Genomic DNA, 6,760 nt, shown 5'->3' with positions numbered 1-6,760 from the left:
TAACTCTTTGAAACTCAAGGAGTTTTCAGTTCCGACTGCGCCGGAAGTGGGGCGAATTATAGACACATCCGCGGGGGCGTCAAGGGTTTATTTCAACTTTGTTTCAGCGGGGGCGTTTTGGCTATAAGCCACAAGCTGCAAGCTGCAAGTAAAAGCAGCAGCACCGCGCTCAACTTGTAGCTTGCAGCTTGTAGCTTGCAGCTACCGTCCTTTATAGAAGCAGGCAACTATTCAAAGCGGCGTTGATCTGTAGATAAGACATCCCTATTAGATGAGCCACCGCCATGAGTGAAGCGCAAAGCGGCAAGACCCCGGGCCTGTCTGCGGACGAAGAGCAGGAAGTCAGCCACAACCAGCCTCCCCGCGCGGCGGTATTGCACGAGATCATTCGTTACCAGGGTGACCAGGAACTGGAGCGTACTATCGCTGCGCTGTTCTGGTCGGCACTGGCCGCCGGGCTGACCATGGGCCTTTCGCTGATGGCCATGGGGCTGTTCTATTCGCGCCTGCCCGAGGGCGACAGCAGCCAGGTGATTGCCAGCATCGGATACTCGGCCGGGTTTCTCGCAGTGATCCTCGCCCGCCAGCAACTCTTTACCGAAAACACCCTGACCGCGGTGCTGCCGGTAATGACCGAGCCGAGCCTGCGCAATTTCGGCCGCTTGCTGCGGTTATGGTCGGTCGTGTTGCTGGGTAATCTGGCCGGGACCATCCTGGTGTCCTACGTGATGCTCAACCTGCCGATCTTCGACAGCAAGACCGACGTCGCCTTTCTTGATGTCGGCCGCAAGGTAATGGAAAACGACCTGAACCAGATGTTTGCCAAGGGCATCATCTCGGGCTGGATGATCGCCACCATGGTGTGGATGATCCCGTCGATGGAGAGCGCCAAGGTTTGGATCATCCTGATGATCACCTACCTGATGGCCCTGGGGGATTTCACCCATATCGTCGTAGGCTCGGTGGAAGTGTCCTACCTGGTGTGGGCCGGAGAAGTCAGCTGGGCGGCATTCTGGCTGGACTTCGCCGCGCCGACCCTGATCGGCAACATCATTGGCGGCAGCTTTATATTCGCTCTGATCAGCCACGCCCAGGTGCGCAGCGATAGCGGCAAGCCGCCCTCCGCCCTGCCCCGCCGCGAGCCGCAGAAACAACCACCGACAGGCAAGAAACCCTAGGGCTCTCGCGTTGCCAGCACCCGTTCGCCGCCCTTGCGCAGCTCTCGTTGTGGCTTGGGCTGCCACCAGGCCGGCCCGCTATGCGGCTGTTCGATGCTGACCCGCTCGCCGATCTGCGGCGTACTCAATGGCACCTGGGCCGCATTGGCCAGGGCCAGGATACGGTCGAAGGGCTCATGCCAACTGTGGGTCGAGAGGTCGAAGGTACCGTTATGGATCGGCAGCAACCAGCGCCCGCGCAGGTCAAGGTGCGCCTGCAGGCTCTGCTCGGGCTGCATGTGTACGTCGGGCCAGTTGACGTTATAGGCGCCGGTTTCGATCAGGGTCAGGTCGAAGGGTCCGAACTGCTTGCCGATCTCCTTGAAGCCGTCGAAATAGCCGGTATCGCCACTGAAGAACACTTTCAGCTGGTCATCTATCATCACCCACGAAGCCCACAAGGTACTGTTGCTGTCGAACAGGCCACGACCGGAAAAATGCTGCGCCGGGGTGGCGACAAATCGCACGCCTTCAACGCTGGTTTCCTGCCACCAATCCAGCTGCCTGACCTTATCCGCCGGCACGCCCCAGCCGATCAGAATATCGCCCACACCCAAGGGTGCGATGAAGTGCTCGGCGCTATCGGCCAGTTGGCGTATGGCCTGCTCGTCGAGGTGGTCGAAGTGGTCATGGGAGAGGATCACCGCGGTTAACGGCGGCAGCTCGTCGAGTTTCAGCGGCGGTTGATGAAAGCGCCGGGGGCCGGCCCACTGCACTGGCGAGGCCCGTTCGGCGAACACCGGGTCGGTAATGAAGAAGCGCTGGCGCAGTTTCAGCAGTACCGTGGAATGCCCCAGACGCCAGACGCTGTGGTCCGGGGCTTCAAGCAACTGCAGGCGGCTCAGCGGCTGCACGGCGATGCTGACACTGGGGCGGGTATCGGCGGGCTTTTTCAGGAACAGGTACTTGAGGCCGATGCGCAGTTTTTTCATTACCCCGTCCTGGGGCAACTGTGCCTGGTTGCGATAGCGCCCATCCTGGCGTTGCGCCGGTTCACCGGCCTGGGGAGTCAGTGGGGCCATGAGCAGAAACACTCCAAGGATGAAGGTAAGTTTCATGGTACCTCACAGTGATTGCATCAACCGTGAAATGGCTTGTAAGGCCATTTTTCAACAGCCTGCGATTGTTCAACAATATTGACAGCAATTATGCGATAAACGGCGCCCCGGAACAGACCAGCATCCATGATGGAAAAGAAAAGCGGCAAGGGACTTTCATTTGTAAAACGGATCTACCTGCCGCGCATCATCGGCCTGGGGATCGGCATGCTCAGCGTAATGGCCGGGATTTCCAGCCTGCCTGTGCCGTCATGGGTGTGGGGTTTGCTGCTGTTCAACGGCCTGCTCTGGCCGCACCTGGCCTATCAATTTGCCTTGCGCGCCAACGTCCCGTACCACGCTGAATACCGTAACCTGCTACTGGACTCGCTGATGGGCGGGTTCTGGACCGCCACCTTGCAGTTCAATCCGTTGCCCAGCGTGACCATCCTGGCAATGATGGCCATGAACAACTTCGCAGCCGGCGGCCAGCGTCTGTTCTTCAAGGGCCTGCTGATCCAGGGCCTGGGCATGCTGGTGTCGATTGCCCTGTTCGGCCCCGGGCTGCAACTGCACGCAACCACCCTGCAAGTCTATGCCTGCCTGCCGATGCTCACCCTCTACCCCATGGCGGTTGGCTGGGTCTGCTATCGCCTGGCAATGAAGCTGTCCGAACACAAGCGCAGGCTCAGCGCCCTGAGCCGCACCGACAGCCTTACCGGCCTGCTCAATCACGGCTCGTGGAAAGACCTGCTGCAGCTCAAATTCCAGATCTGCCAGCAGCAACGCCGTGAAGCGGTGATCGCAATCATCGACATCGACCATTTCAAGGCCATCAATGACACCTACGGCCATGTGGTCGGTGATTGCGTCTTGCACCAATTGAGTAACGAGCTCAAACGCACCCTGCGCGAGGATGACCTGGCCGGGCGCTATGGCGGTGACGAATTCTGCGTGATCCTCCCCGACACTCGCCTCGAACACGCCACCCAGGCCATGGAACGCCTGCGCGAGCGGGTCGGCAGCTACCGCAATCCGCAGTTGCCGGAGCTGCGCATCAGCCTGAGTATCGGCCTGGCCAGCTGCAACGAGGCCCTGCCCGATCCGGAAGCCTGGCTCAATGAAGCTGATAAAGCCCTGTATTGCGCGAAGAAAGCCGGGCGTAACCAGGTCAATTTCGCCCATTCGGACCTCAGCGCGCTGAAGCTGGCCTATCCTGACTGAACGTTCGTCCTTGCGGCCCGGCCGCAGGGATGCAGCTTCATAAAGGATCAGCCCGCGTATGGACAGGATTGCCGATGCTCCGCCAACCAGCCAGCGCCCCAGCCTGCAGACGCGCAAGCTCATTGCCGCTATCGCTGCGCTGTTCGCCCTGGCCTGCCTGATCGCCCTGGGAGCGCTGTTCAACATTGCCAGCACGCTCAATGCCAACGAGCAGGAAAAAAGCAGCTTTTACGCCCATAAAGCCCTGGACCAGCGCCTGCAATCATCCCGCCAGTTCCTCTCCAGTTATGCAGTGTGGAACGCCGCTTACGATCACCTCAATGGCAGCCCCGATCTGCATTGGGCGTATGAAGAGAAAAACGTCGGCGATTCGCTGTACACCGCCAGTGGCTATGAAGGGGTGTTCGTCGTCGATGACCAGAGCACCAAATACGCCCTGTTCAAGGGACAGTTGAGCAAGGCGCCGGCAGGCACCTATATAGAGAACCCACTGGCACCGATCATCGCCAAGGCGCGCAACGTGGCTGCCGAACGCCAGCAGATCACCGAGCATGTGTTGTTCAACGGCTGGCCCGCCGTGCTGGTGGCTGCCGCCATTCGCCCGGATGACGAAGTGTTGAGCATCGACCCGCAAACCACCTCGGTGATGCTCTTCGTCGATCAACTGACCCCGGACAAACTCACCCGCCTGGGCAACGGCGTCGGGCTCAAGGGCATGCACATCGAAAAAGCCGGCGCGCCGCTGGCGGACCAGCCCAGCCTGATGCTCGGCGACACCGGCTACCGGTTAGACTGGATCACCCCACGCCCCGGCGACCAGTTGCTCTGGGCAGTCCTGCCGCCGCTGCTGGGCGCCATGCTCGTGCTTGGCCTGCTGATGGTGTACTTCTTCCGCTATGCCCTGCGCACCTCACGGGAAATCGACGCCAACCTGCGCCGTCTGCAGGCCAGCAACCAGGCGCTGGAGGCCAGCGAGCAACGCTTTCGCGCAGTGGCCGAGGCGGCTTCGGACTGGATCTGGGAAACCGACCGCCATCACCGCCTCAGCTACCTGTCCCAGCGCTTCGTCGCCGTGACCGGATTTCAGAGCGAGGACTGGCTGGGCCAACCGCTTAACCAGTTGCTCAGTTGCGAGACCACGCCGCTGATCCAGTGGCTCGACAACCAGGCCGATTCCGACTCGCAGCAGGTCGCCAACCTGCGCTGCGCCTACCGCGACCATACCGGCCAGGTGCGCTTCTGCAGGGTCTCGGCGCGCGCGATTGTGTTCGATGGCAAGCGGGTCGGCTATCGCGGCACCGCCAGCGACATTACCGATGAAGTGGCTGCCCATGCCCGTATCCAGCATCTGTCGATGCACGACGCACTGACTGGCCTGGCCAACCGCAACAAGCTCTCGCGCTTTCTTGACCAGGCGTTGCTCAAGGGTCAGGACGCCACTCCATTGACCTTGTTGCTGCTTGACCTGGACAGTTTCAAGCCGATCAACGATTCCCTCGGCCACGCCGCCGGCGACGCAGTATTGCTTGAGGTAGCCGCACGCCTGCGCGAATCGACCCGTGACGGCGACCTGGTTGCGCGGCTGGGCGGCGACGAGTTCGTGCTGGTGATGAACGACATGGACAGTCGCAACGAAATCGATCGTTTTTGCGGGCGCTTGATCGACAGCCTGCACCAGCCGATCTACTTCGAAGAACAGGCCCTGCATATCGGCGCCAGCCTCGGTGTGGCGCAAACCCGCCTGCAGGGCTTCGATGCCGGCGAACTGATCCGCTGCGCCGACATCGCCCTGTATCAGGCCAAGGCCGAAGGCAAGAACACCTGGCGCTACTTCTCGCCGGAGATGAACGAGCAGATCCAGTACCGTCGCCAACTGGAAAACGACTTGCGCAAGGCGCTGAAAAACAACGAGTTCATCCTTCACTACCAGCCCCGCTACCGCCTCGAAACCCTCGAGATCGTCTCGGTTGAGGCCTTGGTGCGCTGGCAGCATCCAATCGAAGGCCTGCTGGGCCCGGACACTTTCATCCCCTTGGCTGAGCAGACCGACCTGATCGTGCCCCTGGGCCGCTGGGTGCTGCGCGAAGCCTGCGAAACCGCACGCAACTGGCCCGCCGGCCTGCTGGTCTCGGTCAACCTGTCGCCTGCGCAGTTTTCGCGCAGCGATGTGGTCAGGGATGTTCACGAGATTCTGGTCGCGACCGGCTTCCCGGCCCAGCGCCTGGAGCTGGAGATCACCGAGAACGTGATGCTCAATGATATCGAAGGCGCGCTGGGCACCATGAACGCGCTCAAGGAGTTGGGCGTGCGCCTGAACATGGATGACTTCGGCACCGGTTACTCATCGCTGGGCTACCTGCGCACCTACCCGTTCGACAGCATCAAGATCGACAAGCGCTTTATTGCCGGGCTCAGCAGCGATGGCAACGACCGCGCCGTGGTGCAGGCGATCATCAACCTGGGCAAGGCCATGGGCCTGACCGTGACCGCCGAAGGGGTGGAGACCGAGCAGCAACTCAAGGCCCTGGGCAAGGAGCAATGCCACGAGGTGCAGGGCTACTACCTGAGCAAACCGATCGACAAACTGGCTTTCGAGGCGCTGCTGCAATCTGGCGAAAACAGCCGCGCCGATGTCTCTTAGGCTGCGGGTAACCCCAGCCGCGCCCGTACCAGCTTGAGCAGGTTCGGGCCGACCTGGTCGAAGCCCTTGTTCTGCGCCACGATCTGTACCCCCTCAAGCAGCAAGGTCAACTCGAATGCCGCCTGCGCAGGCTCGGCCATCCCGGCCTCTTCACACAAGCGCACCAGGCGTGCCGCCTGCCGGCGTTTGTGCGCCTCGATCAACTCGCGCGCCGGGCTGTCGCACACCGGCAGTTCAGCCAGGGTGTTGGTGTAGGCGCAGCCACGGTGCGAAGACAGCAGAGGTTCCTGGACCAGAAATTCGGCAAATCCGAGGATCTGCCGCGCCGGCTGGCCGTTGAACTGTTCGGCCAGACGCGCCCACAGCTCGTCATATTCGGCCATCAACAAGCGCAACCACTCCAGCACCAGCACGTCCTTGGATTCGAAATGGCGGTACACGGTCATCTTGGTGGTTTCTGCCTTCGCGGCAATGGCATCGACGGTTACGCGGCTGATGCCCTCGTTGAAAAACAGCTCGTGGGCGGCATCAAGGACCCGCTCGCGCGGGGGCAAGCGGGCGATTCGTTGCGAACGCATGGGCAGACTCCAGTTGACGACGATACTAATCAGTATCACTCTATACTCATGAGTATCGCTCGA

At 61.1% G+C, this 6,760-nt stretch carries 5 protein-coding genes; 3 read left to right on the top strand and 2 right to left on the bottom strand.

The window, feature by feature from the left end; translation table 11 throughout:
* Window positions 1-284 precede the first annotated feature (284 nt).
* A complete protein-coding gene (locus tag ABIE20_RS22490) occupies window positions 285-1,178 on the top strand; it encodes a formate/nitrite transporter family protein (protein WP_429507416.1) in 894 nt (297 codons plus the stop codon).
* Here ABIE20_RS22490 and ABIE20_RS22485 read toward each other — a convergent pair.
* The gene (locus ABIE20_RS22485; protein ID WP_429507415.1) at window positions 1,175-2,275 is read right to left on the bottom strand and encodes an MBL fold metallo-hydrolase; all 1,101 of its coding nucleotides are present in this window, start codon (window positions 2,273-2,275) and stop codon (window positions 1,175-1,177) included. The two genes, ABIE20_RS22490 and ABIE20_RS22485, sit on opposite strands and share 4 nt — an antisense overlap.
* 129 nt (window positions 2,276-2,404) lie before the next feature.
* Here ABIE20_RS22485 and ABIE20_RS22480 point away from each other — a divergent pair, with 129 nt between their 5' ends.
* Entirely contained in the window at window positions 2,405-3,478 is a 1,074-nt protein-coding gene (locus ABIE20_RS22480) for a diguanylate cyclase (RefSeq protein WP_429507421.1), read from the top strand.
* A gap of 58 nt (window positions 3,479-3,536) precedes the next feature.
* Complete coding sequence (locus tag ABIE20_RS22475; protein ID WP_429507414.1) at window positions 3,537-6,119, top strand: bifunctional diguanylate cyclase/phosphodiesterase; 2,583 nt, start codon at window positions 3,537-3,539, stop codon at window positions 6,117-6,119.
* On the opposite strand, the gene ABIE20_RS22470 is transcribed toward ABIE20_RS22475, so the two are convergent.
* Window positions 6,116-6,697 carry a TetR/AcrR family transcriptional regulator gene (locus ABIE20_RS22470; protein WP_429507412.1) on the bottom strand — a complete coding sequence of 194 codons (582 nt, stop codon included), beginning with the start codon at window positions 6,695-6,697 and terminating at the stop codon, window positions 6,116-6,118. The two genes, ABIE20_RS22475 and ABIE20_RS22470, sit on opposite strands and share 4 nt — an antisense overlap.
* Window positions 6,698-6,760: the final 63 nt, after the last annotated feature.

Source organism: Pseudomonas sp. 2835 (assembly GCF_050435905.1).
GTDB lineage: Bacteria > Pseudomonadota > Gammaproteobacteria > Pseudomonadales > Pseudomonadaceae > Aquipseudomonas.
The sequence above is the reverse complement of the archived record's forward strand: the minus strand, read 5'-3'. Positions and strand labels throughout refer to the sequence as shown.